The organism is Streptomyces sp. WAC05292 (genome assembly GCF_003949955.1).
In the GTDB taxonomy this organism is placed as follows: Bacteria; Actinomycetota; Actinomycetes; order Streptomycetales; family Streptomycetaceae; genus Streptomyces; species Streptomyces globosus.
In genome coordinates this window covers 1-2527 of record NZ_RPSE01000605.1, presented here as the reverse complement: position 1 = coordinate 2527, position 2527 = coordinate 1, and the positions used below count along the sequence as shown (strand labels likewise).

3 protein-coding genes and 1 pseudogene are annotated in these 2527 nt (G+C 75.5%); 2 read left to right on the top strand and 2 right to left on the bottom strand.

Annotated features, from left to right (window positions below; all coding sequences use genetic code 11):
• Nucleotides 1–127: pseudogene (locus EF903_RS35670) on the top strand (amidohydrolase); the annotation flags it as partial.
• A 482-nt stretch (nt 128–609) separates the two neighbouring features.
• Here EF903_RS35670 and EF903_RS31525 read toward each other — a convergent pair.
• Nucleotides 610–1116, bottom strand: coding sequence for a hypothetical protein (locus tag EF903_RS31525; protein ID WP_125548394.1), 507 nt, complete (start codon nt 1114–1116; stop codon nt 610–612).
• A gap of 63 nt (nt 1117–1179) precedes the next feature.
• Here EF903_RS31525 and EF903_RS31520 point away from each other — a divergent pair, with 63 nt between their 5' ends.
• Nucleotides 1180–1635, top strand: coding sequence for a hypothetical protein (locus EF903_RS31520; RefSeq protein ID WP_125548393.1), 456 nt, complete (start codon nt 1180–1182; stop codon nt 1633–1635).
• 130 nt (nt 1636–1765) lie between these two features.
• Here EF903_RS31520 and EF903_RS31515 read toward each other — a convergent pair whose 3' ends face one another.
• On the bottom strand, nt 1766–2245 hold the full coding sequence (locus EF903_RS31515; RefSeq protein WP_125548392.1) for a DedA family protein: 480 nt from the start codon (nt 2243–2245) through the stop codon (nt 1766–1768).
• Nucleotides 2246–2527 lie beyond the last annotated feature (282 nt).

Sequence of the window (2527 nt, the reverse complement as noted above, 5' to 3'; positions counted from 1 at the left end):
CGCCGGCGGCGGGGAGGGGCCCCGGGTGGCGGTGCTGCTGGAGTACGACGCGCTGCCGGGGCTCGGCCACGCCTGCGGGCACAACCTGATCGCCGCGGCCGGCCTGGGCGCGGCCCTCGCCGTGCGGATCTCCAGGCGTTCCGGCGGGATGGGGTGGCCGCAGCTCTCGCACCGGCCGTAGCCGCCCCGGGCGAGGCGGTCCTGGGCGTGGTCCAGTTCCTGCAGGTGCTCGTGGGCGCGCGCGAGGAGGGCGGCCACGTGGGCGCGCTCGAATGCGGTGCTGCCGCCCTCGGGGTCGTGCTCGTCGTCCACCGCGACCAGGGCGTTCGCCGCGAGGATGCCGTCGTACTCGCGGCTGAGCGCGGCCGCCTCCGCGAGCGTGCCGGCGCGGTCGGCGGCGAGGCGTGCGCGGGCGGTTGCCGCGTCCGGCGGGCCGTCCGCTCCGCCGCCGTAAGGGGATGCCTCTGCCATGCGGGGGACAACGCCGGCCCGCGGCCGGTGATTCCCCGGACGGCCGGTGGCCCAGGGCGGGCGGTGGAGCGGCGCATCCGGAAATCCCGCGCCCCGGCCGTGCGTCCCGGTGCCCCCGGCCGCGGCTGTCCCGCCGCTTCAGCGGAGGGAGTGGGGGCCGCCGGGGCCGCCGCGTGGGGCGTGGCTCAGGCCGTTCTCGTCGAGGGCGTTGAACACCGTCGTCCGACTCGTGTCGAAGACGAAGCTGACATCGACGTTTCCGCAGGCCAGGTCGCGGCCCGTCCACTCGGTCGGTTCGGCCTCCCTCAGGGGCAGGCCCAGCTGGGCGCGGACGCCGGGGAAGGGCGCCGCCTGCCACCGGAGGTCGAAGCCGGGCCACCGGACCGGGGTGGCGGGGTCGATGGTGTTCCGGGTGAGCGAGAGATCGTCGAACTTGTGCTGGTTGATCTCGACCTGCTCGCCCTCGAAATCGAACAGGATCGGGCAGTCGCAGAACCATTCGCCGTCCCGCAGGTCCCAGACGACCCAGACCCTCGCCAGGCGGCGGCCGGACAGGCCGCGCAGGCGGGGCCCGTGCACCCGCATGACGTCGTCACGGCGGTTCAACCACGTCGGCTGGTACCCTGCGACACCGAAATCGAACACCGGGTCATCTTGTCAGAGTTCTTCGCACGGGCGTCGGCTCGGCAGCCCGGGGAGGGCGCGCCTGTGGGGTGGGACATGGAGATCGTGGAGCCGGAGGGCGCCGGTGATCCCGAATACCGCTTCAACCGGTCGACCATGGGCTACGCGAAGGCGACGATGGCCCGTCTCGGCATGCTCTCCCACGAGGAGGCGCCCGATCCCCGGCCGGAGGACTTCGGGCTGACGCCGGAGGATCTCCGGGATCCCGGCGGCGGCCGGTCGCCGGAAGCCCTCGCGGCGTACACCGCCGCGTGGCGGGACTGGCAGGCCGAGCGGCCGACCGGCATCCCGCACTACAAGATCGGTGAGGGGAACGACGGCCGGCTCGTGACCCCGGACGAGATCCGTGCCGCGCTCGCCGCGTTCGAGGCACAGCCCGATGCGGCGAAGGCGGGGACCATGGCGGAGGAACCGCGCTGGGACGAGTGGATCGACTACCTGCGCCGGGCGGCGGAGCACGGCGGCTTCCGGGTGGAGTGAGGTCCGGCCCACGCCTCGCGGACTGCGCTGCCCGGGGCTCGGACCGGGTGTCGGGCCGGCCCGCACCCGTGTGCGGGCTCCTCGCCCGTCGGACGCCGGTGTCCGCGGGGCGGGGCGGGCGGGGCCGGGGTCAGGACTCGTCCGGCGCGGAACGTGCGGGCGGGGTCGCCCGGCGTCTGCGGTACGCGACCGTCCCGCAGACCGCGAGGACGAGGACGGCGACGGCGGACGCCCCGAGGGCCGGATGCCCGGCGAAGAGCCGGCCCAGCACCTGGAGCACGCCGAGCCCCGCGGTCGCGTAGATCAGCGCCCAGGCCGCCCCGCCGACGAACAGGGCGGGGAGGTAGCGCACGAGCGGCATGCGCATGCTGCCCGCGAGCAGGTTCGCGGCGGTCTGGAAGCCGACGGTCAGGAAGGAGAGGGCCACCACCGGGGCGCCCCAGCGCTGGATCGCCCGCTCGACCCGCTGGAACTTCGCCGAGGAGATCCGGTCGGCGAACCGGCTGCGCCGTGCGCCGGCGCCGGCGAGCCAGCCGACGGCGAAGGTTCCTCCTGCGCGGAGCAGCACGATGACGTAGAGGGCTCCGGCCGTGAGCGCGATCTCATCCACGGCGCCTCGTCCCGGTCTCCGGCGCGGCGCACGGGACGCCCGTCACCGGCATGGGTGCTCCGTCCCCGCGGTGGCGCGGCGCGCACGCGCCCGGCCGTCGTCTCTCACCTGCGCCCTGCCTCTGACTGTTCCGTTCCATGGGTTGCCACCTGCGGCAGCGGTTCCCGAACCTGCAGCCAGGCAAGGCCACCCTAACCGAACGCGCATCGGGGGGTACAGGGCACCGGCTCCGGCTCCGGGCGCGGCCGGCGCCGGCAGGGCCGGGGCGGCGCCGGCAGGGGT